The sequence below is a fragment of the Jatrophihabitans sp. genome, assembly GCA_036399055.1.
In the GTDB taxonomy this organism is placed as follows: Bacteria; Actinomycetota; Actinomycetes; order Mycobacteriales; family Jatrophihabitantaceae; genus Jatrophihabitans_A.
This window is the reverse complement of record DASWNX010000005.1, coordinates 20,856-44,720: the sequence shown is the minus strand read 5'-3', so window position 1 is coordinate 44,720 and position 23,865 is coordinate 20,856. Positions and strand designations below refer to the sequence as shown.

General features: G+C 67.8%; 23 protein-coding genes and 1 tRNA gene. 16 read left to right on the top strand and 8 right to left on the bottom strand.

The genetic code is table 11. The annotated features are described in order from the left end of the window. Window positions 1–118: 118 nt before the first annotated feature. Together VGB75_01890 and VGB75_01885 are read left to right on the top strand one after the other, a co-directional pair. A complete protein-coding gene (locus tag VGB75_01890) occupies window positions 119–1,387 on the top strand; it encodes an aspartate kinase (protein ID HEY0165769.1) in 1,269 nt (422 codons plus the stop codon). Continuing rightward, window positions 1,384–2,472, top strand: a complete 1,089-nt coding sequence (locus VGB75_01885) for an aspartate-semialdehyde dehydrogenase (GenBank protein ID HEY0165768.1) — start codon at window positions 1,384–1,386, stop codon at window positions 2,470–2,472. The genes VGB75_01890 and VGB75_01885 overlap by 4 nt, the downstream gene beginning before the upstream one ends. Before the next feature lie 28 nt (window positions 2,473–2,500). Here VGB75_01885 and def read toward each other — a convergent pair whose 3' ends face one another. Next, complete coding sequence (gene def / locus VGB75_01880) at window positions 2,501–3,040, bottom strand: peptide deformylase (protein ID HEY0165767.1); 540 nt, start codon at window positions 3,038–3,040, stop codon at window positions 2,501–2,503. 199 nt (window positions 3,041–3,239) lie between these two features. On the opposite strand from def, the gene VGB75_01875 reads away from it, so the two are divergent. The 7 genes from VGB75_01875 to VGB75_01845 all read left to right on the top strand — a co-directional run bounded on the left by VGB75_01875 (window position 3,240) and on the right by VGB75_01845 (window position 11,169). Then, window positions 3,240–3,947 carry an RraA family protein gene (locus VGB75_01875; protein HEY0165766.1) on the top strand — a complete coding sequence of 236 codons (708 nt, stop codon included), beginning with the start codon at window positions 3,240–3,242 and terminating at the stop codon, window positions 3,945–3,947. A gap of 356 nt (window positions 3,948–4,303) precedes the next feature. Then, the gene (locus VGB75_01870) at window positions 4,304–5,014 is read left to right on the top strand and encodes an iron-containing redox enzyme family protein (protein ID HEY0165765.1); all 711 of its coding nucleotides are present in this window, start codon (window positions 4,304–4,306) and stop codon (window positions 5,012–5,014) included. A 60-nt stretch (window positions 5,015–5,074) separates the two neighbouring features. After that, window positions 5,075–6,319, top strand: coding sequence for an ATP-grasp domain-containing protein (locus VGB75_01865; GenBank protein HEY0165764.1), 1,245 nt, complete (start codon window positions 5,075–5,077; stop codon window positions 6,317–6,319). Next, complete coding sequence (locus VGB75_01860; protein ID HEY0165763.1) at window positions 6,319–7,551, top strand: ATP-grasp domain-containing protein; 1,233 nt, start codon at window positions 6,319–6,321, stop codon at window positions 7,549–7,551. Before VGB75_01865 ends, VGB75_01860 begins: the two co-directional genes overlap by 1 nt. 38 nt (window positions 7,552–7,589) lie before the next feature. After that, window positions 7,590–8,618: an arginine deiminase family protein gene (locus VGB75_01855; GenBank protein ID HEY0165762.1), complete on the top strand. Its 1,029-nt coding sequence runs from the start codon at window positions 7,590–7,592 to the stop codon at window positions 8,616–8,618. A gap of 9 nt (window positions 8,619–8,627) precedes the next feature. After that, the gene (locus tag VGB75_01850; GenBank protein HEY0165761.1) at window positions 8,628–9,893 is read left to right on the top strand and encodes an MFS transporter; all 1,266 of its coding nucleotides are present in this window, start codon (window positions 8,628–8,630) and stop codon (window positions 9,891–9,893) included. 40 nt (window positions 9,894–9,933) lie between these two features. Then, window positions 9,934–11,169: an ATP-grasp domain-containing protein gene (locus tag VGB75_01845; protein ID HEY0165760.1), complete on the top strand. Its 1,236-nt coding sequence runs from the start codon at window positions 9,934–9,936 to the stop codon at window positions 11,167–11,169. Between the two features lie 42 nt (window positions 11,170–11,211). Here VGB75_01845 and VGB75_01840 read toward each other — a convergent pair whose 3' ends face one another. Beyond that, window positions 11,212–11,862 (bottom strand): DUF899 family protein, encoded by a 651-nt coding sequence (locus VGB75_01840; GenBank protein HEY0165759.1) that lies wholly within the window; start codon window positions 11,860–11,862, stop codon window positions 11,212–11,214. 594 nt (window positions 11,863–12,456) lie between these two features. On the opposite strand from VGB75_01840, the gene VGB75_01835 reads away from it, so the two are divergent. Both VGB75_01835 and VGB75_01830 read left to right on the top strand, forming a co-directional pair. After that, window positions 12,457–12,729, top strand: coding sequence for an AMP-binding protein (locus tag VGB75_01835; GenBank protein ID HEY0165758.1), 273 nt, complete (start codon window positions 12,457–12,459; stop codon window positions 12,727–12,729). Window positions 12,730–13,128: 399 nt separating this feature from the next. Further along, window positions 13,129–14,145: a DMT family transporter gene (locus VGB75_01830; GenBank protein ID HEY0165757.1), complete on the top strand. Its 1,017-nt coding sequence runs from the start codon at window positions 13,129–13,131 to the stop codon at window positions 14,143–14,145. 8 nt (window positions 14,146–14,153) lie between these two features. Here VGB75_01830 and VGB75_01825 read toward each other — a convergent pair. Together VGB75_01825 and VGB75_01820 are read right to left on the bottom strand one after the other, a co-directional pair. After that, window positions 14,154–14,230 (bottom strand) — tRNA-Pro (locus tag VGB75_01825). Between the two features lie 71 nt (window positions 14,231–14,301). Next, window positions 14,302–15,207 (bottom strand): metallophosphoesterase, encoded by a 906-nt coding sequence (locus VGB75_01820; protein ID HEY0165756.1) that lies wholly within the window; start codon window positions 15,205–15,207, stop codon window positions 14,302–14,304. A gap of 41 nt (window positions 15,208–15,248) precedes the next feature. Here VGB75_01820 and VGB75_01815 point away from each other — a divergent pair, with 41 nt between their 5' ends. Then, on the top strand, window positions 15,249–15,701 hold the full coding sequence (locus tag VGB75_01815) for a GatB/YqeY domain-containing protein (GenBank protein HEY0165755.1): 453 nt from the start codon (window positions 15,249–15,251) through the stop codon (window positions 15,699–15,701). A 1-nt stretch (window position 15,702) separates the two neighbouring features. Here VGB75_01815 and VGB75_01810 read toward each other — a convergent pair whose 3' ends face one another. Then, the gene (locus VGB75_01810) at window positions 15,703–18,225 is read right to left on the bottom strand and encodes a transglycosylase domain-containing protein (GenBank protein ID HEY0165754.1); all 2,523 of its coding nucleotides are present in this window, start codon (window positions 18,223–18,225) and stop codon (window positions 15,703–15,705) included. A 290-nt stretch (window positions 18,226–18,515) separates the two neighbouring features. Between VGB75_01810 and VGB75_01805 the strand changes: the two genes are divergently transcribed. Continuing rightward, window positions 18,516–18,860, top strand: a complete 345-nt coding sequence (locus VGB75_01805; protein ID HEY0165753.1) for a WhiB family transcriptional regulator — start codon at window positions 18,516–18,518, stop codon at window positions 18,858–18,860. Window positions 18,861–18,950: 90 nt separating this feature from the next. Here VGB75_01805 and VGB75_01800 read toward each other — a convergent pair whose 3' ends face one another. Together VGB75_01800 and VGB75_01795 are read right to left on the bottom strand one after the other, a co-directional pair. Next, window positions 18,951–20,120, bottom strand: coding sequence for an ArsA-related P-loop ATPase (locus tag VGB75_01800; GenBank protein HEY0165752.1), 1,170 nt, complete (start codon window positions 20,118–20,120; stop codon window positions 18,951–18,953). Continuing rightward, on the bottom strand, window positions 20,117–21,070 hold the full coding sequence (locus tag VGB75_01795) for an ArsA-related P-loop ATPase (GenBank protein HEY0165751.1): 954 nt from the start codon (window positions 21,068–21,070) through the stop codon (window positions 20,117–20,119). The genes VGB75_01800 and VGB75_01795 overlap by 4 nt, the downstream gene beginning before the upstream one ends. Window positions 21,071–21,110: 40 nt before the next feature. Here VGB75_01795 and VGB75_01790 point away from each other — a divergent pair, with 40 nt between their 5' ends. The 3 genes from VGB75_01790 to VGB75_01780 are packed head-to-tail and all read left to right on the top strand — an operon-like array spanning window position 21,111 to window position 23,121. After that, window positions 21,111–21,569 (top strand): RidA family protein, encoded by a 459-nt coding sequence (locus tag VGB75_01790; GenBank protein HEY0165750.1) that lies wholly within the window; start codon window positions 21,111–21,113, stop codon window positions 21,567–21,569. A 2-nt stretch (window positions 21,570–21,571) separates the two neighbouring features. Beyond that, window positions 21,572–22,318 (top strand): NUDIX hydrolase, encoded by a 747-nt coding sequence (locus VGB75_01785; protein HEY0165749.1) that lies wholly within the window; start codon window positions 21,572–21,574, stop codon window positions 22,316–22,318. After that, entirely contained in the window at window positions 22,315–23,121 is an 807-nt protein-coding gene (locus VGB75_01780) for an MBL fold metallo-hydrolase (GenBank protein ID HEY0165748.1), read from the top strand. The genes VGB75_01785 and VGB75_01780 overlap by 4 nt, the downstream gene beginning before the upstream one ends. A 34-nt stretch (window positions 23,122–23,155) precedes the next feature. On the opposite strand, the gene VGB75_01775 is transcribed toward VGB75_01780, so the two are convergent. Next, entirely contained in the window at window positions 23,156–23,830 is a 675-nt protein-coding gene (locus VGB75_01775) for a Crp/Fnr family transcriptional regulator (GenBank protein ID HEY0165747.1), read from the bottom strand. Window positions 23,831–23,865: the final 35 nt, after the last annotated feature.

Sequence of the window (23,865 nt, the reverse complement as noted above, 5' to 3'; positions counted from 1 at the left end):
CGCCGGTTTGACCTGATCGCCCAGAAACTGAGGCGGCTCAACGGGGGCAGGCGCTGTCTGCGCCCGATTAGACTTGCCCGGTCACCGTTCGCCGGGGACGCCTGTCTGGAGGAAGACGTTGGGACTGGTCGTGCAGAAGTACGGCGGCTCGTCCGTCGCCGACGCCGAGCGGATCAAGCGAGTCGCCGAGCGGATCGTGGCCACCCGGCGCGAGGGCCACGACGTCGTGGTCGTCGTCTCGGCGATGGGCGACACCACCGACGAGCTGATCGCGCTGGCCGAGCAGGTCACGCCGGTTCCCTCGGGCCGTGAGTTCGACATGCTGCTCACCGCCGGCGAGCGGATCTCGATGGCGCTGCTGGCCATGGCGATCCACTCGCTGGGTTACTCCGCGGAGTCCTTCACCGGCTCGCAGGCGGGGGTGCTGACGACCGCGGTGCACGGCAAGGCCCGGATCCAGAGCATCACCCCGGCCCGGGTGCAGCAGTCGGTGGCCCAGGGCAAGGTCGCGATCGTGGCCGGCTTCCAGGGCGTCTCGCCTGACACCAAGGACATCACCACCCTGGGTCGCGGCGGCTCGGACACCACCGCGGTCGCGCTGGCCGCAGCTCTGGACGCCGAGGTCTGCGAGATCTACACCGATGTGGACGGCGTGTTCACCGCCGATCCTCGAATAGTGCCCAATGCCCGCAAGCTGAATACCATCACCTACGAAGAGATGCTCGAGCTGGCCGCGTGCGGGGCGAAGGTGCTGGTCCTTCGCTGCGTTGAGTACGCCAGGCGCTACGGCGTCGCCATCCACGTCCGTTCGTCGTTCTCGAACCTGGCAGGCACGCTTGTCACCGGAGCTTTGGAGGATCTCACCGTGGAGCAAGCGATCATCTCTGGCGTCGCTCACGACCGCAGCGAGGCCAAGGTCACGGTGGTGGGCGTGCCGGACAAGCCGGGCCAGGCTGCGGCGCTGTTCAGGGTGCTGGCCGAGGCCGAGCTGAACCTGGACATGATCGTGCAGAACATCTCCACCAAGGGCACCGGCCGCACCGACGTGTCGTTCACGCTGCCCAAGACCGACGGCACGCTCGCGGTGCAGGCCTTGACCAAGGTGCAGGAGCAGGTCGGCTTCGAAGAGCTGCTCTATGACGATCATGTCGGCAAGCTGTCGCTGATCGGCGCCGGGATGCGCTCGCATCCTGGCACGTCGGCGAAGTTCTTCGCCGCGCTGGCCGACGCCGGGGTGAATGTGGAGATGATCTCGACTTCGGAGATCCGGATCTCGGTGGTCACTCGCGACACCGACCTCGACGTCGCGGTGCGCGCAGTGCACGACGCGTTCGAGCTGGGCAGCGCTGAGGCCGAAGCCGTCGTCTACGGAGGGACCGGCCGATGAGCTCGACTGCCCACCACCCAGCTGCCACCGCCGCGCCGCGTGGCGGTCTGCGGGTCGGCGTCGTCGGGGCCACCGGCCAGGTAGGCGTCGTGGTGCGTCAGATCCTGGCCGAGCGGAACTTCCCGGTCGCCGATATCCGGTTCTTCGCCTCGGCCCGCTCGGCCGGCACGACGTTGCCCTGGCAGGGCCGCGACATCGTCGTCGAGGACGCTGCCCTCGCCGACCCGGCCGGGCTGGACATCGCGATCTTCTCGGCCGGCGCCGCGACCTCGAAGCTGCTGGCGCCGAAGTTCGCCGCCGCCGGCGTCACGGTGATCGACAACTCCTCGGCCTGGCGGATGGATCCCGACGTCCCGCTGGTGGTCAGCGAGGTCAACCCGCAGGCGATCGGCCAGGCCCGCAAGGGCATCATCGCCAACCCGAACTGCACCACTATGGCGGCGATGCCGGTGCTGCAGCCGCTGCACGCCGAGGCCGGCCTGGTCCGGCTGATCGCCTCGACCTACCAGGCTGTCTCGGGCAGCGGGGTGGCCGGCGTGGACGAGCTGGACTCGCAGGTGCAGAAAGCCGGCTCCGGGGTGGCGGCGTTCACCCACGACGGCTCCGCGCTCGACCTGGGCGCGCCGGTGACCTACGAGCGCCCGATCGCGTTCAACGTGGTGCCGCTGGCCGGCTCGATCGTCGACGACGGCTCGTTGGAGACCAACGAGGAGCAGAAGCTTCGTGACGAGAGCCGCAAGATCCTGGGCATCGAGGACCTGAAGGTGTCGGGCACCTGCGTGCGGGTGCCGGTCTTCACCGGGCACTCGCTGTCGATCAACGCCGAGTTCGCCGCGCCGCTCTCGGTGTCCCGGGCGATCGAGCTGCTCAGCGGCGCGCCGGGCGTCGAGCTGAGCGAGATCCCCACGCCGCTGCAGGCCGCCGGTCGGGACCCCAGTTTCGTCGGCCGGATCCGGCAGGACCACAGCGTGCCGGACGGCCGCGGGCTGGCGCTGTTCGTCTCGAATGACAACCTGCGCAAGGGCGCCGCGCTCAACACCGTGCAGATCGCGGAGCTGATCTACGCTCAGCGGTCCGAGGCCTAGCCAGGCCGCTGTCCGGGCGCGGCGGCGCTCAGGATGGCAGCACCTCGGGAAGCGGCCCGTTCCACGGGAACGGCTCGATCTCTTGCAGCAGCCGGTTGCGCCGGCGCCTGTTCAGGTGGTCGATGTAGAGGGTGCCGGCCAGGTGCTCGGTCTCGTGCATCAGGCAGCGGGCCAGAAAGCCGGTGCCGGTGACCACGCTCGGCTCACCACGCAAATCCTGCCCGGCGACCGTGACCTGAAAGGGCCGGGCCACCGGGGCGTACGGGCCGGGCACCGACAGGCAGCCCTCGTCACTCTTGTCCTCGGGGCCGGCGGTTGCGATGACGCGGGGGTTCACCAGGTGACCCTTGTGCTGGACGTCCTCGTGGTCGTGGCAGTCATAGACGAACACCGCCAGCCCGACGCCGATCTGGGTCGCGGCCAGCCCGACCCCCTCGGCCACGTACATGGTGGCGAACATGTCCTCGATGAGGGCCGCCAGCGCCTGGTCGAACTCGGTGACCTGAGCGGCGGGAGCGTGCAGAACCGGGTTGCCGACGATGACCACTGGGCGGGCGCGACCTGACATGGTCGCTGATTCTAGGCGGGGCCCGAGGTGTCGCTGCCCGACGATCCCCCTCGCCGGGCACGAGGTGAGCCAGACGTCGCGGTGGGCGCCAGACGTCGCGGTAGGCGTCGGTGAGCTGCTTCGAGCCGCTCGAGGGCTATCGTCCTGGATCGAGCTGGGACGCGGCCAGAGTGGTCGGGTCAGCGGCTAGGAGACGCGCATGGTTGGGCAAGAGCTTGAGCAGCGGTTCGCGGGCTTGACCACCGCCCATCTGGCTGACGCGTGTGTGCGCACTCAGGTGCCGGTGCGGTGCGCGCCCGCCGGGATGAAGGCCGTGGTGGCCGGTGACCGGCTCGCCGGCCGGGTGCTGCCTGCCCGGCACGTCGGCAGCGTCGACATCTTCCTGGAGGCGCTGGAGAGGGCTACGCCGGGGCAGGTGCTGGTGGTCGATGACGGCGGCCGCCTTGACGCCTCGTGCGTCGGCGACCTGGTGGTGCTCGAGGCGGCCTCGGCGGGCCTGGCAGGCGTGGTGATCTGGGGGCTGCACCGTGACACCGTCGACATCACGGCCATCGGCTTGCCGGTCTTCAGCCTGGGTGCGATCCCGACCGGGCCGTTGAGCCCGGGCGTCCGGGCGCCGAACGCCCTGGAGTCGGCCGAAGTCGGCGAGTGGACCGTGGGCCCGGACGATCTCGTGCTGGGCGATGAGGACGGCGTGCTGTTCGTTCCGCTCAGCCGGGCTGAGGACGTCTTCGTCGTCGCTGAAGCGATCCGTGACACCGAGCGTGGCCAGGCCGACCAGATGCGCGGCGGCCGCTCGCTGCGCGAGCAGGTGGGGTTCGGTGACTACCTCGCCGCACGCGAGCAGAACCCCGCGCTCACGTTCCGGGAGCACCTGCGCGCCGTGCGCGGCGCTATCGAAGAGTGACTGCGATTAGGCTGCAGTCAGCTGAATCCCTTTATGCAGACGCAGTCTGACGGTTGACATAAAGCGTTTATGATGCTTTTGTTGTCATGCTGGCATCTTGGTTCATCCACAACGCAGGATGGTGAGCGATCTACGAAAGGGTGGATGTGATTCGCCTCTGTAGCCCGCGCCGCACGAGAACCTCAGCATAGTCGCGGAATGCCTTTGCGCGACGTGCCGCTGGCTGTCGCCTGTAAACATCAGTCGTAGTTATTCGCGCGTTGAATTCAACGCCATAAGAAGCCCAGTGCGGCGCGGCGCCGCTTATTTGACCACGCAATTTTATGACCATTGATCCAACTCAGGGAGCGAATAAAATGAGCCTTCAACGATCCGACCTGGACAACCAACTCACTGTGTGCCTTGAACGCCAGTTCGAGCGGGTGCCGATGATGCGAGAATTCCACAGCGGGCAGTGGATGCACCGGGAGTACTACGTTCGGCACCTGGTTGAGACCGTGCTGCGGATCCGGCTCAACAACGAGGTCGACGGTTACGCGTTGTACCGAGTCGGCTCGACAGACGACCACCTGGCGGCCACCCTGGCTCAGTACCTCGCCGAGGAGTACGGGCACGAGCACATGTTCATGCGAGACATCAAGCAGCTGGGATGGACGCAGGAGCAGGTCAACGCGACCAAGCCGTTCTTCTCCACCGAGCTTCTGATGGGCTACCTGTACCTCTGTGTCAACAAGGAGGGCCCGGCTGCCACGACTGTGTGGAACTACTTCGTCGAGTGGTACTCCGACCAGTTCAACCAGGTCATCACCAACAACGCTCGGGGCCAGTACGGCGAGGACGCCCTTCGCGGCTCCCAGGCGCATCTGGACTTCGACGAGGGCCACGATCACGACGAGCTGATGTGGAAGGTCGTGGACCGGGCGGTCTCGCGCTGGAGCACGCCCGAGACCGCGCTCTCCTACGCCGAACATTTCGTCACGCTCATCGGTGACTACTTCATGGAGCTCTACGAGTCCACGGTCACCGTTGGCGCCGACGAGACCGCGTCAGCCAGCACGGCTAGTTGATGCGCGGGGTGGGCCAGCGGCCCGGCGCCATGCCCCGCGCACGGCGTTAGCGATCACGCGATGATCCGGCCCAGTGTGGTGATCGTCGAGCCCTCATCCTCGGGCCTGGACCTCATCGCCGCGGTGACCAGAGCGGGCTACCAGGCGTTGGTCTTCTCGCACAACGCGGCGGACCGAATCGTGCCGGCGGAGGTCCTGGCCCGGTGGGGGGCCGAGCTGGTGGTCCTGGACACCAACGATCCGGCGGCGGTGCTGCAGGGCGCACGCGACCTGCCTGCCCAGTGGCAGGTCCTCGGCATCCTTCCCGGGTTCGAGTTCTACGTTCCGGCAGCCGCTCAACTGGCCGCGCACCTCGGCTTGCCCGGTCTCGACCCCGCTGTGTGCCAGCGGGTTCGAGACAAGGCTCTGATGCGTCAAGCGCTCGCGGGCGCAGGCATCACAGGGCCGAAGTTCCGGCTGGTCTCCACCGCCGCGGAGCTGGATGAGGCGGCCGCCGAGGTGGGCTACCCGCTGGTCATAAAACCGACTCGCTCCGCCGGCAGCGTGCACGTCTCGCTGGCGTCCTGCCTCTCCGAGCTTCGATCGGCCTATTCAGCGATCGCCTTCGACCCCACCCTGGACCTCGGAATCCGGCTGGGCGCGGACGTGCTCGTGGAGGAGTTCATTCCCGGCCCGGAATTCAGTGTTGAAGGGTTCGTCCAGGACGGCCGGGTCGTGGTCGTGTCCATCACCGAGAAGCTGGTCTCCGAGCCGCCTCACTTCGTCGAGCTGGGGCACACAGTCCCCGCCGCGATCGAGCCGGCGTGTGAGCGCCTCATCGCCGGCTGGACAGCGGACGTGGCCCGAGCGCTTGGCATCGATGACACCGTGTTCCACCTGGAACTGCGGCTGCGCAACGGCGTTCCGCACGTGATCGAACTCGGCGCCCGTTTACCGGGGGACTCCATCGGCTCGCTGATCGAGATGAGCAAGGGGGTGAACCTGTCCGACATCTTCGTCCAGCTCGCCACGGGGCAGCGGGTGGATGACCCAGCGGTGGGAGCCACCGGCTCAGCGTCCTGCGTGGCCGCGATCAGGTTCTTCTACGAGCCGGGCCTGGACGTCGTGACCAGCGCGCCCGCCGACTCTGACCTGCACACGTTGCCCAACGTCGTCAACGGCGCCGTCACGGTCAGCCCGGGGGACCGTCCGAACTGCCGGGCCGACTTCCGCTCAAGGCTGGGATGGGTCCTGATGACCGGCGCCGACCGGCGAAGCGTCGACCGATCATGGAAAGCGGTCAAGGAGACAGCGAGATTCACCTAATGACTACCCCAGTAGTTCTCATCATCAACAGATTCAACGATGACTATTCGCGGTACGCGTCGTATCTGGACGATGTCGACGTCCAGCTGTGGCTGATCACCACGAAAGTCGACGGCCTGCCCGGCTTTCGCCCTCACGAGTACAGCAGGATCGATCTGGTCGAGCAGCTGGACCTGCCTGCTATCGCGCAGCTACTCGAGTCCGATCCCGCGGCAGCCGCTGCTATCCGGCACGTGGTCGCTATTTCCGAGTACGACCTGGAACTGGGCGCGGCGGTACGGGAGCACGTGGGGGTCAAGGGGTATTCCGTCGAGTACATTCGCCGGTTCCGGGACAAGGGCTACAGCAAAAGCCTGGCGGCCGGCGCCGGTGTTCGAACACCGGAGTGGGTGGCTGTGGGGCCGGGCATAAGCGCGGATGTGATCGAGAAGGCCTGGAACTACCCGGTGGTGGTGAAACCGATCTCCGGCGCGGCCAGCTCCGGGGTGCAGGTGTGCGGCAACCGCGAAGAACTCGAGGAGAAGCTCAGCAGCCTCGATCCCAGCGTGGAGTGGGAGGCGGAGACCTTCATCCCCGGTCCCCTCTACCACTGTGACGGCTACGCCGAGAACGGGGCGGTGGGGTACCTCTCGACTTCCAGATACGTCGGCAGCTGCGCTGCTTTCAACGACGGTCAGCCGCTTGGCTCGGTGAGCATTCAGCACACCGAGGAGGCGCAGATCCTGGCTGAGGGCGTTGAGCGGACGCTGCGAGCTCTCGGACTGGAGAACGGGGTCTTTCACCTCGAGGCTTTTCTCGACCGCGGGGAGTTCGTGTTCCTCGAGATCGGGCACCGGCCCGGCGGCGGGGAGATCCTCTGGGTGACCCACCGCCACGGTGGGGTGGACCTGATGTCGGCCGCCGTACGGCTGTCCTGTGACCTCCCGGCTCTGCACGCCGGAACGGCGCCGCGATCACCGGCGGGAAGCTACGGCTGGGTGATGTGCTCAGCAATCGGGCAAAGCGGCAAAGTCGTGCGTAGCATCTCCTCTCGTGGGATCCTGCCGCAGTGCGTCACCGTCGTCCGCGCGGCCTTTCCAGGCCAAATCGTCCCCGAGGAGCCGGAATACGACTTCACCGGCCTGTCAGCCCACGTGCACGCCGCATCGCCGGCCGAGGCGGCAGCGGCCATCGAGCAGGTGTTCGCAGACGTGAGGATCGAGTACGTCGACAGCTGCGCGGTCGATTCGTGATCCTGGTTCAGGACCCTCGCCTGGTGCATCCGGCTTGCATGTCAGTGTTCAACAACGGCCCCTCGGCCTTCTCGACGACCCGTGCCTATGAGGAGTTCACCGCGCTCACCGGCGTGCTCCTGGAGTTGGGCTCGCAACCGCTGCACGTGCTGGACCTGACCGCCCGGATAGCCGTCGAACGACTGCGGGTGATGGCTGCCGCCGCCGTGACGCAGCCCTCGAGTCGCGCCGAGGAGGTGCGGGGGAACCTGGCGGCCATGCCCAGCCGCGAGTTGGTTCAGCTCCTGGTGGAGCGGCCCACGCTGACGCTCACCCCGGACGCTGGACTCCAGGAGATCAGCCCTGACTCGGCGACGGAGTCCTACACCCTGGCGCCGCTGTACGGATTGATGTTTCCGCGCGACCACCTGCTGCAGATCGAGGATCTCTGCTTCATCGCCAGCTTCCGACGCGACCAGCGTCAGGCCGAGGCCGAGCTGGTCGCGCTGAGCGTCGAGGCGGCCATGCCGCAGCTTGACCTCGTTCGACTCGACTCCTTCTTCGAAGGAGGTGACGCCGTGGCCTGCCGTGAACGCCGTGTCCTGTTCCTGAGCCACGGGCACCGCTCCGACCGCCGTTCGGCTCTGCGCATCGCCGCCATGATCGCCGGCCACGGATGGTCGACGGTGCTGCTCGCCGACCGTCACCGGTCCCAGGAGGAGTTTCACCTCGACCATTGGGCGGCGGTCGTCGGGGACGCCCTGCTGTGCGAGGAGGGCCGGGTGGCGGGCCTGCGCGAGGTCGAGTGGGTGGCGCCGGTTGGTGACGGGTCGCCGGCCGGGGCTCGCCTGGATGAGGTCCTGAAGTCGCACGGCATGACTCTGCTGCCGGTGCCGCGCCGGGTTGCCGGCCCTTACGGCTTCAACGTGCTGGACCTCGCCGACGCCGGCGCCGTGGTCTGCAGCGATTCGGCGCCGGCGATGGCGGCTGTGTTGCGCGAGCTCGGAAGAGGGGTCGTGAGCGTGGAGTTCTCCACGTTCGAGAGCAACTTCGGCAGCGTCCATTGCGCCACCAACGAGTTGCTGTAAGAAGCTGTGATGCTGAGCGCCTCCAGGAGCAACGGGTTCGCCCCGGTCTTCCTTGACCGGTCGATCAACTTCTTCGTGAACGAGGCGTTCCAGTTCGCGATTCCCGCCGCGGTGTTCATCGTGACCGGAGAGCCGGCGTTGTCGGCGGTCGTCTTCGGTCTGGAATGGGTCTCGCGATTGGCCTTCCTGTTCTTCGGTGGGACGATCATCGACCGCCTGGGCCCGGTGACCTCGGCGAAGGCGGCATGGCTCATCCGATCCGCGACCGGGTTGCTCAGCTTTGTCGGGGTCCTGCTCAGCCACAACTCAGACACCCTCACCGCGGCGATCTTGGCTGCGTGCGGCGTCATCAGCGCCGGTTTCTTCGAGATCAACTTCGTGGCGAACGAGCGGCTCGCGGCCGAAGTCGTGGATCGGGGGTCGAGGGCTGAGGTAGTCCAGTCCCGGCTGGGCGCCGTTGACCAGGCGGCGCTCATCGGCGGCCCGGCGCTGGGTGGCGCCGTCCTGCTCCTCGGCATCCCGGCGCTGCTCGCCGGGTACTCCCTGGCCATGGCGATCGGCCTGGTCACCACCAGGTCGTCCCAGGCGCACCCGCCGCCGGCCGGGTCGGCGAAGTCCGACTCCTCAGCGATGCGGGACTCTGTCAAGGCCGTCAGGATGGTGCTGGCTCACCGACTGCTACGCATCACGATGCTCAGCGCCATGGCCGCGAACCTCGTCCTGGCGGCCGTCTTCTCCACGCTTGCCTCGGTCGTGGGCCTGATCTATGGCCACGACCCCCGGGCAGCGTCACTGATCACGTCCGCGGGCGGGGCGATCTCGCTGGTCACGATCCTGCTCACGCCCGTGGTGACACGAAGGTTCGGCTATGCGCGGTGCCTCTGGACGATGACCGCCGCGACGGTCGCGGCCGGCGCCTTGGCCACTTTCTCACCGGGCATACTGCTGTTCGCCACGCTGCTGACAGTGGTGTACATCGGTGACTCCGTCATCGCCATGGTGGCGAGGTCGGTCAGGATCCGGGTCATTCCGCGAGACAGGTACTCATCCATGATGTCGGCCACGGTTTTCTTGAATTACCTGCCGATGCCTTTTGCCGGACTTATGATCGGCGGCTTGGTGGGATGGTTCGGGCTCAGGACCGCGTGGGTCGCCGTGTCGATGATCGCGCTCGCCTTAGGAGTCGCCGCGTGGTTGACGGCGCGACGTAGCCCTGCTGAACGCCACGGAGTCGAAGACGGGCTGGAGATCTTTTACGAGAAGACGCTGCGTTGAACGTCCCTACCCCTCGCCCAGATTGGAAGACGAAGTAGTCATGTCTGCTCTCCTCATCATTCAGCCGGTGTCGGCGGGACTCGGATTGGTCGAGGCCGCGCTCCGGCAAGGGCTGCGGCCTGTGGTGCTGTCCTTCGAGCAGGAGGACCGCACGGTTCCGGCGAGCATGATCGAAGACGACGCCGTCGAGGTCTACCAGGTGGACACCAACGACCGCGCCGCCGTCATCGCCGCTGCCGAGCGCTTGGCCGAAAGCCATGACATCTCCGGCGTCGTCCCAGGCTTTGAGTACTTCGTTCCGGTGGCGGCCGAGGTCGCGGCCAGGCTGGGGCTGCCCGGCCTGCCGCCGGAGGTCGCCAAACGGGTTCGCGACAAGACGTTGATGCGCCAGGCGCTCGAGGCCGCCGGCCTGGCCATCCCGCAGTTCCGGGTGGCCCGCTCCGGCGCCGAGGTCGAGGCGGCCGCCGAGGAGATCGGCTACCCGGTGGTCATCAAACCGCCGCGCGCGGCGGGCAGCGTGCACGTCAGCCGCGTGGAGAGGGCTGAAGACCTTCGTGCTGCCTATGACTTGCTCTGCTCTGAGACCGACCTCGACCTCGGCAACGACCTGGGACAGGAAGTGCTGGTCGAGAGCTACCTCGACGGGCCCGAGTACAGCGCCGAGGGCTACGTCGTGGGAGGCGTCGCGACGGTCGTCTCGATCACCGAGAAGCTGCTCTCGGACCCGCCCAGCTTTGTGGAGCTCGGCCACACCGTTCCCGCTGACCTGCCGGCGGCCCGCTTGGGCGAGCTCGCTGACTGGGCTGCGACAGTCGCCGAGGCGCTGGGGGTGGACAACGCGCTCTTTCACCTGGAGTTCCGGATCTGCGCTGGTAAACCCTTCGTCATCGAGCTCGGAGCGCGGATGCCGGGCGATCAGATCGCGAACCTGGTCGCGCTGAGCACCGGGGTGTCCCTGGCCGAGGTGTTCATCCAGATCGTCACCGGCGCGCGGAGCAGCGGCAATCGCGGGCTCGATGTCGACTTCGCGCGCACGGCGGCCATCCGCTTCTTCAGGGACCCTCAGCTGGACGTGGTCACCCGCGTTCCGGAGATCGCGCAGCTGCGCGCCGGCAAGAACGTCGAGAACGCCGGCCTGACCGCCTCGGTCGGTGACAGGCCGAACAGCCATTCCGACTTTCGGTCACGACTGGGCTGGGTGGTGCTGACAGCCTCGGACCGGCTGTCCTTGGAGGACGCCTGGGCCGAGGTCGGCGGCAAGGCCCAGTTCGGCTGAGCGGCTGGTGCTGCTTGGCCCAAGGGCTTCTCCGTGCCGCGTCTACCCGTACGTGGGGTGCTGCGGCCAGCCGGGCGGGGAGTCCTCCCAGTCCTCCTGCCGGCCGTAGGGCGTGTGATCGAGCAGGTGGTTGGCGAAGACCAGCCGGTCCACGCCGCGCGAGGTGGTGCTGTAGGTGCGGTAGACGTCCTCGCCGTCGCGCAGGAACACGCTCAGCAGAAAGCCGCCACCCGCCCCGCAGTCCTCGGCGAACGTGGTCGCGTGCGATGACACGAACGGCAGCGTCCAGCCCATCTGCTTCTTGTACGCCTCGATCTGGGCGAGTGGCATGTTCGACACCGTCACCCAGCTGACCCCGCGCTGGGCGAGCCCGGGCAGCGCGGTGACGGGGACGTTGTTGGTGAACCAGGTGCAACCGGGGCAGTAGTGGTCGGGGCCGTTGTCCATGAACTGGTAGACGATCAACTCGCCTCGCCCCTGGAACAGGTCGAGCAGGCTCTTCGGGCCGGTCGGGGTGTCAAAGGTGTAGTCGTTGTCGAACTTCACCATCGGCAGGCGGCGACGCTGGGCGGCCAGCGCGTCCTCGGCGCGGGTGACTTCTTTCTCGGCCCTGAGCAGCGCGTCGCGAGCCTGCTGCCACTGTTCGGCCGAGACGATGTCGGGCTTCGCGGTCACCGTGCTCGAGTGCTCCATGGGTTGATTGTGCACCCGGGCACCGACAACTGCTCCAGCGTCCCGAGCCTGGGCGCACTGCGCTGAACGCCGGTGTCTAGCCGGCTCGAATCACGCCACGCGGCTGGCTCTAGGAGGTGCCGGGAGCCCCATGTCCCCCGTTTGTGAAATCCCCAGCCGGTAAGCGGTGAATCCCCATCGAGGACCGGTCAAGGTGCTTTCACCGGTGCCGTGCCTGACGTCCTGTGGTTTTCTGAAGGCTTATTAAAAGGATGTTGGAGTATCTGACATTTCTAGATGAAAACCCTTTAAAGCCGAGCAAGGTCTTGACACTCCTAAATCCGCGTACGTACATTCTGCGCGAACCGGACAACTAGGAGGACTGTGGTCGTGACATCGACAAGACCCCACTCTCGTCAGCGTGTTTCAGGACGCCGCGCGGCATCACGCCGATCGGGTGGCTATCACCACCAGCAGCAGCGAGCTGACCTATCGCGAACTCGACGAGTGGTCTAACAATGTGGCGTAGCTCTTGCGCGGCCGAGGGGTTATTAAGGGCCGGGTGGCGCTGCGCGTCCTGCCGAGCGCGGAGGCGATCGCCGCCATCCTGGGGATTTGAAGTGCGGCGCCGCCTATATCCCCCTGGATATCCGCAACCCAGTCGCAAGGACCGCGTTCATTCTGACCGACAGTCAGTGCACGGCTGTCGTCGGAGACGCAGTGGCTGAATTCGACGGCATCACGGCGGTCACCGCTACCGAGATCGCCGCGTTGCTCGGAGCAGGCGCCGCCGCGCCAAGTGTGAAACCGGAGCCGGCGGCGCCGGACACCGCCTATTACATCTACACCTCGGGCACACCACGGGAAATCCCAAGGGCGTGGGCGTGAGTCATGGCAATGTAGTGGCCCGTATCTGGGTAAGGAGGAGAACACCGTCACGGAGGCGGACATAGTCGTGTGCTGCGGTGACAAAGATATCTTCAAGTTTCAGAGCTTGAGGATTGGAGAGTGAGCTCTAAGGCGCGGACAGAGATACTTCGCTTTCCTGGTGGCCACTTCTACCTAGAAGAGCACGCAGGAAGCTTGGCAGAAGCCATCACAGCTCGTTTGAGGGAGGCTGGTTGAGCGCTATTCACCTCATTGCGCAGCCGTCTAACCGCTGCTGAGAATTGCGACCCAGTAAGTTAATGCCGTGGTATCCGGCAGCAAGGTCGGGTGCGGCGCGGCCCTGGAGGAGGAAACATGTCTGAGGCACGCGCGCAGAGCGGCTGGCGCAGCCCGTACCTGTTGCTCGCCGCGACCATGTTGTTCTGGGGTAGCGGATTCAGCAGTTCAGAGTTGATGGTCGATCACATGCCGCATGCGGTGGCAGCGCTTCTTCGCTTCGGTGGCGGGGCTGTGGCGCTTCTGGTGGTGATGTCGTTTCTGAGCCGGTCCGGCCGCACCTCCGCACGAGATTGGTCGAGGGCGGCGATCGCGGGATTCCTCGAGGTCTTCGCTTACAACCTCTTCTTCTTTTGGGGTCTTTCGCTGGCGCCAGCCGTCGATGCCAGCATCATCGTGCCGGTGATGAGCCCCATCCTGACCACGGCGTTCATGCTGCTCACGCGAAAGGAGGCCGCGTCAGCGTCCCGAGTCACGGGCTTGACCATCGGCCTGATAGGGGCAGCGATCTTCTTCCTCGGCGCGAGTGAGGGCAGCGGTGGAAGCACCCGGCTGGTGGGTGACCTCTTGTTCCTGCTCAGCGCCGCGTGCTGGGCCGCTTACTCCGTGTACGGCGCTCGCGTCCTCGGTGGGATGGAACCGCTGAAAGCGACCACGTACGCCATGCTGACAGGCACGATAATGCTCGGCTTCTATGCAAGTCCGGGCATCGACGACGTGGACTGGAGCGGGCTCTCACATGTGGTGTGGCTCAACGTCGCCTACGTCGCCATCGGGCCGACCGCCGTGGCCTATCTGTTTTACTACCGGGGCGTGCAGGCTGTCGGGCCCTCAGCCGCGACGACGATGATGTTCCTGGTTCCGGTCATCGGCACTTTCTGCTCGGTGGTGCTTCTGGGCGAGTCCTTCGGACTGTTGCAGGCCGTGGGCGCGGTGGTGCTGCTCGCCGGAGCGTTCCTGGCGGTCACCGGCGGCCGGGTGCTTGAACGGCTGCGTGGCCGACCGGAGCGGCCGACTGCTCACGATGAGGCTGAGGTTGAACGCGCCCTAGCTGACGGTGGGGCGTCGAATGCCGGTCAGGCAAGGCTCGGCGCAGCGGGGCCGGGCTTGACCGAGGGCGCGGACCGAGGCGCTGAATAGAACTATCGTGGTCGGGGTGGCGGGATTTGAACCCACGGCCTCTTCGTCCCGAACGAAGCGCGCTACCAAGCTGCGCCACACCCCGGCTGCAACCGCTCCAGCATAGCCGAGCCGGCCGCGGGCCAGAACCGGGGGATAGGAGCCCCTCGGACTGATTCAGCGGCGCACCACGTCCCTGGGCAGCAACGTGAGCAGCACCGCCTCCGGTCGGCACCCGATCCGGAACGGCATAAACGGGTTAGTGCCCAGTCCCGCGCACACGTTGAACCACATCCGGTCATCCCAGGCGTGCAGCCAGCGGGCCCGGTGCACGTCGATGCCGCAGTTGGTGACGATCGCCGGCCCGAACGGCACCCGTACCTGGCCGCCGTGGGTGTGCCCGGCCAGCACCAGGTCATAGCCGTCGCCGGCGAAGGCGCCAAGCAGCGCCGGCTCCGGCGAGTGGATGACCCCGATCCGGACGGCGGCGGCGGGGTCAGCCGGCCCGGCGATCTTGGAATACCGGGCTCGACGCAGATGCGGGTCGTCGGTGCCGGCCAGCGCCACCGGCAGGCCGGCGACCTGCACGGTGGTGCGGACGTGGGTCAGGTCGAGCCAGCCGCGAACCGTCATCGCGGCCGCCAGCTCGTCCCAGGGCATCCGGCGCCGGCCCTGCAGGTCGCCCACCTTGTTCGGCAGGAAGTACCGGGCCGGGTTCTTCGGCGCCGGCACGTAGTAGTCATTGTTGCCGGGCACGAACGCGCCCGGGAAGTCGAACAACGGCCCCAGCGCCCGCAGGATCGCCGGAATGCCCTCCGGGTCCGAGCTGGTGTCACCGGTGTTGATCACGTAGTCCGGCCGCAGCCTGGCCAGCTGCGACACCCAGGCCTGCTTGCGCTGCTGTGCGGCGGTGAGGTGCAGGTCCGACAGGTGCAGCACCCGCAGCGCAGGGCTGCCCGGATCGAGCACCGGCGCCGCGAACCGGCGCAGGGTGAACAGGTTGCGCTCGATCAGCCCGCCGTAGCCGGCCGTCGCCACACCGGCCACGGCGGTGGCCATCAGGCTGCGGCGCAGTGCGGACATGCCGATCAGACTACGGGCGGCCCACAACTAGCCTGAGACCCATGACCGAGCTCAAGGCACAGCTGAAGGCAGACCTGACCACCGCGATGAAGGGCCGCGACGAGCTGAGCACCGCAACGCTGCGGATGCTGCTCACCGCGGTGAGCACCGAGGAGGTCTCGGGCTCCAGCGCTCGCGAGCTCACCGACGACGAGGTGCTCAAGGTGATCGGCCGCGAGGCCAAGAAGCGCCGGGAGGCCGCCGAGGCGTTCGGGTCGGCCGGGCGCGCCGAGCAGGCTGCTCGCGAGCTGGCCGAGGAGACGGTGCTCAACCGCTACTTGCCCCGCCAGCTCGCCGACGCCGAGCTGGCGACGCTGGTGACCGAGGCGGTGCGCGAGTCCGGCGCCACCGAGGCGCGCCAGATGGGTCAGGTGATGAAGCTGCTGACCCCCAAGGTGGCCGGCCGGGCCGACGGCAAGCGCCTCTCGGACGAGGTGCGCCGCCAGCTCTCCTGACCTAGCGAGGCTTGGGTGGCTTGCTGGCGGCCGGCTTGGACGGCTGAGGCGCTGGCTGTGTCGGCGTCGGGTCGGGTGACGGCGCTGTGGAGGTCTGCGGCGGCGGTGGGGGCGTGTAGGACTGCTGCGGCGGCACATACGGCCGGTACGGGACGTAGGGCGGCACGTACACGTCGGCCGGCACCCCGGTGGAGATGCAGAGCGAGATGGTCGCGCCCGGCTCGGCGATCTTCGGGGAGTAGAACGCCACGTCGCCCGGCTGTTCGCGGCTGCCGCACGGCACCGCCAGCGGCTTGCCGACGAAGCCCTGCGATTTCAGGAACTCGATCGCCTCGCCCTGGCCCATGCCGACCACCGAGGGCACCGGGTTGCCCGGCGTGGAGTCGACCGTCGGCCAGGTCCACTCCTGGGCGCTGAGCGTCGGGCCGAAGGCCATCTTCCAGAACTTCGACGCGGCCGCGCCGAAGGTGTCGGTGCCGGAGTTGAACTCGGTGATGCCCGGCACGTCCGAGATCCGCTGGGTGGGCCGCTCGGGATTGACCACGGCAGCCGCGGACACCAGGTTCGGGGTGATCCCGACGAACCACAGCGCCGAGTTGCCCTCGTCGTCGACGAACTTCTTGGTCACCGGGTCGAACTTGCTGCTGTTGTTGGTGCCGGTCTTGCCGGCGACCTCGCTGCCGCCGTTGTTGTACCAGTCGTAGAAGAACCGGCTCGCGGTGCCGTAGCCGCTCTTGGTGTCGTTGGTCATGATGTTGACCAGAGTGCGCGCGACGTAAGGGCTGAACTGCCGGCTACAGCCCGGGTGCGCCTTGAGCGTGACCGGCTTGCCGGTGCTGTCGGTGATCGAGCGGACCGGCTTCGGCGGGCAGAACACCCCCTCGTTGGCCAGCGCGGCGAACGCCCCGGTCAGCTCCAGCACCGAGGTCGAGTCCTGGCCCAGGGTGAAGGTCGGCTGCCGGCTGGCGATGATCGACTGCGCGATGGTCCGGCCGGTCGGCTTGCCGTCGGAGTCCAGATGGGGGCCGTTGAGGTAGTTCATGCCCAGACTGGTCGCGGTGTTGACGATTGGCGAGATGTCGCAGCCGAAAAGCTGATCCTCCATCGCCACGAAGTAGGTGTTCGACGAGGCGGGCAGCGCCCGCTCCAGAGCCGAGGTGGAGGGAAAATTGCCCACGTTGTGCGAGACATAGGGCTTGTTGTCGTCCTGCAGCGGGCAGTTCTTGGTGGTCCACTCGTTGTTCGAGGTGGTCAGCGTGTAACTCGGCGGGACGCCGGCCTTCAGCGCGGCCAGCGCGGTGAAGTACTTGTAGGTAGAGCCGGCGCCGGCGTAGGCCTTAGTGAACAGCTTGTCGACCGAATAGCCGCTATCGCCTTTCTTCACACCGTATTTGACGTCGGTGATCATCGAGGTGACCGCACCGGTGCTCGGCGTGACGGACGGCATCGCCAGCAGGTAGCCGTGGCCCTTGGAGGGGTTCAGCCCGCTTTGCGTCCAGATCGCGTCCTGGCCCTGGTTCTGCAGCTGTGGGTCCAAAGTGGTGACGATCTTGAAACCGCTGGTGTTCACCTTCGACTCGTTGAGCCCGCCGACCTTGGTCAGCCAGTCCGTCACGTAGTCGCAGAAGAATCCGACGTTCTTGATCGCCGGGTTGGCGAACGAGCAGCCGCGCGGCACCGGCGCTCGCGGGGCCAGCCGGATGGGGCTCGCTTTCGCTCGGGCCGCCTCAGCCTCGGAGATGTACTTCTGGTTGGCCATATTGGCGATGACCAGGTCACGCCGGTCCCGGGCCGCCTGTGGATGGTTGAACGGGTCCAGGTCGGTCGGCGCCTTGACCAGGCCCACCAGCAGCGCGGCCTGCGGCACCGTCAACTTGCCGACGTCGACTCCGAAGAAGGTCTGAGCAGCGGTCTGGATTCCGTAGGAATTCTGTCCGAAAGACGCGATGTTGAGGTATTTCTCCAGAATCTGAGGCTTGCTGTTCTCCTGCTCGAGCTTCAGCGCGCACTGGGCGTCCAGGATCTTGCGGTCGATGTTCTGGTCGATCGCAGCGGCCCGCTCGGAGTCAGTGTTGGCCTGGTAGAACCGGACCTGCTTGACGTACTGCTCAGTAAGGGTCGACGCGCCCTGGGTGTCACCGCTGGAAGTCTTGAGCGCGCCTCGCATCAGACCGCGCAGATCGACGCCGTGGTGGGAGTAGAAGCGCCGGTCCTCGGTGGCGATGAGCGCGTTGGTGACGGACTTCGGAATCCGCGACAGCGCGACGACCTGCCGGTTCTGGTCGAACAGGGTGGCGATCACGGTCTTGCCGTCATTGGCGTAGATGGTGGTGCGCTGCTGCACAGGCTCTTCGATCAGGCTGCACTGGGTGCCGAGGAACTTGTCGGCGCCGGCCTTGGCGGCCACACCCACACCACCGATGTAGGGCAGCAGTAAACCGGCTGCCAGGACGCCGACGATCACCAGCAGGCCTGCCAACCTGCCCAGTTTGGAGATGACAGTCAGCCCAGATGCACGCGCCATGAGCGCTAAGACTACGCGAGTCCGATACGAGCTCTGGCATTCCGGCCATTGCAGCATTTAGGTTGGCCAGCGCGTTGCCGATTGTCCTTGTGAGGCCGCAGTTGATCACTGGCTGTGGCACACCCATCACATCGTGACATTGCACTTTTACCCATACTCACTGGGAAAAGACTCAATCTCATATCAGACTCTTGCCCATCGGTTGGTGATCACCTACCGTCCGGGTTGGTAGTCGACATTTTGTTCGTGTGAAGTATCCAGAAGCTGAAGTATCAAGAAGCGGGGCATGCATGAGCGCATCACGTATGACCGAGCGGCCTAGAGTCACCGGTGACCCGGAATGGGCATCGCGCGGAGCTTGCCGGGATGTCGACCCAGAGACCTTGTTCGTCGTCGGCGCGGCGCAGCACAAAGCCAAGACCATTTGCATGGGTTGCCCCGTGCGGGTGGATTGTCTTGCTGACGCGCTGGACAGCCGGGCCGAGTTCGGGGTGTGGGGTGGTATGACCGAGCGCGAACGGCGCACCTTGCTGCGCCGCCGGCCTGACGTCGGCTCATGGCGGGCGTTCCTGCAGACCGTGCAGCGGTCGGAGGAGTTCGCCGCGATCCCGCCGGTGGCCATGCGAGCCCGCTAGCTCTGTGACTGGTCGTTGGCTGGTCCGGCTGACTGATCTGGTTGACGTCGGCTGAGCCAGCCCAACGCTTGAGCCAGCCCGACGCCTGACTTACCCGGGCACTCCGGCCAGTGCCTGGCCGACCGCCCGCAGACCCACCAGGTCATGCACGTCGGTGGCCAGCGCAGGCACCTGCTGCTGAGCCACATCCGGATGCGCCGCGCCGAATCGGGCCACCATCGACCGGTCGTACTTCGCGGCCTCAGCGCCTTCGGCGTGCATCAGCAGCGCGGCCGCCGTCAAGCGCACGGCCTTGCTCTGATCCGGCGACTCGGCCAGCCGCTCGGCGGCTTCGGCCGCACGCGAGGCGCTCAGGTCCAGGCCGGTGCGCCGCATCCGGTTGAGCACCACGCCGGCCAGCGGCATGTCGTCCTGCTGCAGCCGCTCTACGAAGAAGGACGCCTCGCGCAGGGCGTCGGGCTCAGGCGATGCCACCACCACGAAAGCGGTCCCGGGAGCTTTGAGCAGCTGATAGGTCTGCTCGGCCCGTTCCCGGAAGCCGCCGAACATCGTCTCCAGCGAGGCTATGAAGGCCGAGACGTTGATCAGCAGGTCATTGCCCAGGATCTTGTTCAAAACCTTGGTGAACATCGAGAACGACGCCGAGACCATTTTCAGGTACGCCTTGCCGCTGGCCCTGGCCGGCGCGGTCAGCAACTTGATCATCCGGCCGTCCAGGAAACGGCCCAGCCGTTGCGGCGCGTCCAGGAAGTCCAGCGCCGAGCGTGACGGCGGAGTGTCGACCACGATCAGGTCCCACCCGCCGTGCTCGACCAGTTGAGCGCGCAGCTGGGACAGCTTCTCCATCGCCATGTACTCCTGCGTGCCGGCGAAGGAGGCCGACAGCGTTTGGTAGAACGGGTTGGCGAAGATCTGCTCGGCCTTGGCCGGGGTGGTGTTGGCGCTGACGACCTCGTCAAAGGTCCGCTTCATGTCCAGCATCATGGCCAGCAGCGCTCCCGAGCCGCCCGCGCCGACGCCCTTGACCAGTCGCGGGGTGTTGTCCAGCTCGGTCAGCCCGAGCGCTTGAGCCAGCCGGCGGGCCGGGTCGATGGTCAGCACCACCACTCGGCGGCCCTGCTCGGCGGCCCGCAGCGCCAGCGCGGCGGCCGTGGTGGTCTTGCCGACCCCGCCGCTGCCGCAGGTCACCAGCACCTTGAGCTCCGGGTCCTTGAGCAGCCTGTCGACGTCGAGCACCGGAGGGCCGGTCCGCGGGCTCACGCCGACCACGCCCGGACGTCGAGGGCTTCGGCTAGCTCGAACAGGCTGCCCAGGTCCAGCGGCGGCGGCAGCTCGGGCAACCTGGTGATCGGCACGCCGGCTCGCTCGAGCTCTGCCCCGGCCCGGGCCTGCACTTCCTGGCGCTGGCCGTAGACATCGACCTCGGCCGCCAGCGCGGGGGCCAGAGCCGGGTCCAGGCCGGCTGCCGTGAGCCCCTTGGCCAGGGACGCCACCTCCGGCCGGCCGGCCGAGATCAGCGCCGGCCTGGCCCGGTTCACCAGCAACCGGCCGATCCGGTAGCCGGCCGCGCGCAACTCCACGGCGGCGTCCAGGGTCTCTTGCACCGGCATCTCCTCCAGCAGTGTCACGATGTGCACCTGGGTCTGGGCCGAGTGCAGCAGCTCGATGACACCCTGGCTCTGCCGGTGGATCGGACCCATCCTGGCCAGCCCGGCGACCTCGTGGGTGGCCTGCAGGAACGGGGTGATCCGTCCGGTCGGCGGGGCGTCGAGCACCACGGCGTCGAAGCTCGGCCGGCCGGTGCGCTCGGTGCGGGTCACGGCCTCCTTGACCTTGCCGGTGAGCAGCACGTCCCGAAGCCCCGGCGCGATGGTGGTCACGAAGTCGATGGCGCCCATCTTGCGCAGCACCGAGCCGGCCCGTTTGATCGAGTAGAACATCTCCAGGTACTCCAGCATCGCGGCCTCGGCGTCGATCGCCAGGCCCACCACCTCGCCGCGGCCGGCCGCGGCCAGCCGGGTCTCGGAGTACGGCAGCGGAGGCGTGTCGAACAGCTGCGCCAGGCCCTGCCGACCCTCGACCTCGACCAGCAGCACCCGTTGGGCCTGGCCCGCCAGCGCCAGGGCCAGCGCGCCGGCGACCGTGGTCTTGCCGGTGCCGCCCTTGCCGGTGACGACGTGCAGGCGGGGCGCTCGATCATCTGTGGGCACGAACCCAGCCTACAAACTCCCCAGAGGGTAGGTTGCGCGTATGAACTCCGTATCCCAAAGGCTGGCCGAGCTGGGTATCGAGCTGCCGTCGGTGCCCCCGCCCGCGGCCAAGTACATCCCCGCGATCCGCACCGGCCAACTCGTGTACACCTCCGGGCAGCTGCCCACGGTCGATGACGTGCTGCCGGCCGCCGGCAAGGTCGGCGCCGAGGTCACCGCCGAGGACGCAGCCGGCTACGCCAGGACCTGCGCTCTGAACGCGCTGGCGGCGGTGCACGACCTGGTCGGCATCGACTCCGTCGTCCGGGTGGTGAAGCTGCTCGGCTTCGTCGCCTCGACCCCCGACTTCACCGAGCAGCCGGCCGTCATCAACGGCGCGTCCGAACTGCTCGTCGAGGTGTTCGGCGAGGCCGGGGCGCACGCCCGGTCCGCGGTCGGGGTGGCGGTCCTGCCGCTGAACGCGCCGGTCGAGATCGAGATGATCGTCGAGATCCGCTAGCCGTGACAGGACCGGGCAGCGCCGGGCCTGGTGCGTCCGGACAGCCAGGATCCCAGCAGGGCGCGAGCACAGGCGCCGCCGTCCGCGAGGCGGCCACGGTGATGCTGCTGCGCGACGGCCCTGACGGGTTGCAGACCTGGATGCTGCGCCGGGTCCCCAAGATGGCCTTCGCGCCTGGCATGTCGGTGTTCCCCGGCGGCGGTGTCGACGCCGCGGACGCCGCTGGCCCGGTTCCAGCCACTGCCGCCGCGGTCGCCGAGCAGTTCAGCACCACCGTCGAGCACGCCGCGGTGCTGCTGCGGGCGGCCGGCCGCGAGCTGATGGAAGAGACCGACGTCCAGCTGCCACTGGAGGCGCTGCGGCCGTGGGCGCGCTGGATCACCCCGGAGGTGGAGCCGCGCCGCTACGACACCTACTTCTTCGTCGCCGCCGTCCCGGACGGGGCCACCGCGGCCGCGGTCACCGGTGAGGCCTCGCATGCGGACTGGATCTCGGTGGCCCAGGCGCTGGCCGAGTACGAGCGCGACGAGCGCCCGATGCTGCCGCCCACCGTGGTGAACCTGAGCGAACTGGCGAGCATGCCGAGCGCGTCGGCGGTGCTGGACTCGGCCGCGGCCCGGGTGGTGCGCCCCATCCAGCCGACGTTCCGGCGCGACGAGTCCGGCGTCTGGTGCGCCGACCTCGGCGATGACCGGCTGCTGCCGCTGCCGGCCTCCTTCCGGCGCTCGTCGGGCGGGTTCCTGCCGTGAGCCTGGCCTACGAGCAGCTGCGGCAGGTGACCCCGCTGGCCGGGGTGGTGCTGGCGGACAACCCGTCGGCGATGACCCTGGACGGCACGAACACCTGGCTGCTGCGTGATGAGCCGAGCCGTCGGCAGGCGGTGGTGGTGGACCCGGGGCCCGACGACGACAGGCACCTGTCCAGCGTGCTGCAGGCGGCGGGCTCCGTGCCGCTGATCCTGCTCACCCACGGCCACGCCGACCACTCCGAGGGCGCCCGGCGGTTGCACGAGCTCACCGGAGCGCCGGTGCTGGCCCTGGACCCGGCGCACCGCTACGGCGCGGAAGGACTGGCCGAAGGCGCGGTGCTGGACGGGGCCGGCGTGCAGATCCAGGTGTGGGCCACCCCCGGTCACACGGCCGACTCGCTGTCGTTCGTGATACCCGGCCAGGTCCCCGGTGAAGGCCATACGGTGGCGGTGCTGACCGGTGACACCATCCTGGGCCGCGGCAGCACGGTGGTGGCCCATCCCGACGGCGTGCTCGCCGACTACCTCGACTCGCTGCGCCGGCTGGCCACTCTGGACGGTGTCGCGGTGCTGCCCGGCCACGGCCCGGAGCTGGCCGACGCGGGGACGGCAGCTCGGGGCTATCTGGCGCACCGGGAGCAGCGCCTGGCCCAGGTGCGCCAGGCGCTGGCCCAGGGCGGTCCCGAGCTGAGCGCGATGGACGTGGTGCGGCGGGTGTACGCCGACGTCGACCCGGTGCTGTGGCCGGCTGCCGAGTGGTCGGTCAAGGCTCAGCTGGCCTATCTGCGGGCCGAGGGCTTCTAGCAGCTCACCCAGCCAGCTTTCGCCCGCCGCTTCGTCAGCGGGCTCGGCGGGCCAGCCGCTCGCGGTCCAGGATGACCACGCTCTTGCCCTCGAGCCGCAGCCAGCCACGCTGGGCGAAGTCGGCCAGGGCCTTGTTCACGGTCTCGCGAGAGGCCCCGACCAGTTGCGCCAGCTCTTCCTGGGTGAGGTCGTGGGTCACCCGCAGCTGCCCGCCGTCCACCGAACCGAACCGCTGCGCCAGTTGCAGCAACTGCTTGGCGACCCGGCCCGGCACGTCGACGAAGATCAGGTCGGCGAGCATGGTGTTGGTCCGCCGCAGCCGGCGAGCCACCACCCGCAGCAGTTGCAGGGCGATCTGGGGCCGCTCGGTGATCCAGTCGGTCAGCGCGGCTTTGGGCAGCCGGGCGACCCGGGCGTCGGTGACGACCACCGCGGTGGCGGTGCGCGGGCCGGGGTCGAACAACGACAGCTCTCCGAACTGGTCTGCCGGGCCCATCACCGCCACCAGGTTCTCGCGGCCGTCGGATGACTTGCGGCCCAGCTTCACCTTGCCGGTGAGCACGATGTAGAGGCTGTCACCTGCTTCGCCCTCATTGAAGAGGATGGTGCCCCGGGGCGCGTCGAAAATCTCGAACTGGCTGCCCAGCGCCTCGACATCTGCCGGGTCGACGCCCTGGAACAATCCGGCCCTGCGGAGCACCTCGTCCACGCCAGCTCCCTCTCATCGCTTTCGCGCCTCGCGCG